We start from the raw sequence: 1538 nt of genomic DNA on the forward strand, positions 1-1538 counted from the left end.
ACCGGCGGAGCCAGCGCCCACGTCCTCGCAGAAGGCCCTCCCGCTGCCGAGCCTGGGTGCTCCGTCGCTGCCGGTGCCGCTTCCGCAGCTGCCCACGAGCCTCCCCCAGCCCCTGAGCCCGCTCTCGCCGCTGCCCTAACCCGCTCCCACCGCTGCACTAGAGAGCCGACTCAACCGTCCGTTTTCTCGGCCCAACCGTCCCCAAAAGGCATGACCGTCCGTGGAAGCAAACGGTCATGCCTCGTACGGACGGTTCAGCGATGGTGAGGGACGGTTGAGTGGCCGGGTCGCTGCTCCAAGCCGATCAGCAACGAAACTGTGCGGTATTCACCCCTCCCGGCGCGGCGACAACCGGGCGTAGGGTCCTGTTCACTGCCAGTCGAGCTGAGGAGAGAGCCATGACGCTTCAGGTGACGGAAGTATCGACCTGTTCCGTTGACAACTGCGCGTTCAACCACGAGCACGAATGCAACGCCTACGCCATCACGGTCGCGGGCACCGCGGACCACGCGAGCTGCGGGACCTTCATCGACACTTCCGCGCTCGGTGGCCTGCCGAAGGTGCTCGCGCACGTCGGAGCCTGCCAGCGCAGCGAGTGCGTGCACAACGACCACCTCATGTGCAATGCGCACGACGTGCGGGTGGGCCCCGGCGCGGACGCCGCGGACTGCCTCAGCTACGAGCACCCCTGAGCGCCCAGCTGTAGAGCCTAGCCAGCCCCGGGCGGAACGACCCGCCCGGCGAGCCGCCGACTACTTGTCTGACCGAGTCTGCGCGAACGCCACGATTCGAGTACAGGCAAGTGTGGCAGCCGATCGCCAAGGCTTGGGAGAGTTGATCCACCGGCGCTCCCGGACGGGGGCGCCGCATGGGTGATGGCGGCGATCGGAGCTGGCATGTATCTCTCCCTCTCGGACTGGCGCGGCCGCAGGGTCGAGCCCGGCACGGGTGCCGCTCCCCCGTTCAAGCTGGCCCCCGTGATCCTCGCCTTGGGCGTGGTGAGCCTGCTGACCGACGTCTCCTCCGAGTCGGTGGCCTCGGTCCTCCCCCTGTACATCACGGCGTCCCTGGGGTTGTCGACGATCGCCTACGGCTTCGTGGACGGGCTCTATCAAGGCATCAGCGCCACGGTCCGGATCGCTGCGGGGTGGACCGCCGACCGCGTGGGCAGCCAGAAATGGGTCGCGTTCGCCGGCTACGGCCTGTCCGCTGTGGCGAGGGTCGCGTTGCTCATCGCGGACGGCTTCGGCTCGCTGGCCGCGGTCATCGCCGTCGACCGCTTCGGCAAGGGCATCCGCACCGCGCCGCGGGACGCCCTCATCAGGTTCGCCGCGCAGCCCGAGCACATCGGCCGCTCGTTTGGGGTGCACCGCATGCTCGACACCGTCGGTGCCGCGCTCGGGCCGGTGCTCGCGTTCGTGATCCTCCTTGCGATCCCCAACGGCTACCGGGTGGTCTTCATCGCCTCGCTCGCCTTCGCGATCATCGGCGTCGCGGTCCTGGGCCTGTTCGTGCCCAACGAACGACGGCGGCATCCG

General features: G+C 68.9%; 2 protein-coding genes. Both read left to right on the forward strand.

Annotation, left to right across the window (positions count from 1 at the left end):
• Positions 1-398: 398 nt before the first annotated feature.
• On the forward strand, positions 399-692 hold the full coding sequence (locus ACLN58_RS22045; RefSeq protein ID WP_415857346.1) for a DUF1540 domain-containing protein: 294 nt from the start codon (positions 399-401) through the stop codon (positions 690-692).
• Positions 693-896: 204 nt separating this feature from the next.
• On the forward strand, positions 897-1538 hold a 642-nt coding region (locus ACLN58_RS22050), incomplete at its 3' end, for an MFS transporter (RefSeq protein ID WP_415857347.1).

It is taken from the genome of Sinomonas sp. G460-2 (genome assembly GCF_047759905.1).
In the GTDB taxonomy this organism is placed as follows: domain Bacteria; phylum Actinomycetota; class Actinomycetes; order Actinomycetales; family Micrococcaceae; genus Sinomonas.

Excerpts from the sequence above, each read along its gene's own strand:
- ACLN58_RS22045 (WP_415857346.1), top strand. The coding sequence starts at position 399 with ATGACGCTTCAGGTGACGGAAGTATCGACCTGTTCCGTTGACAACTGC.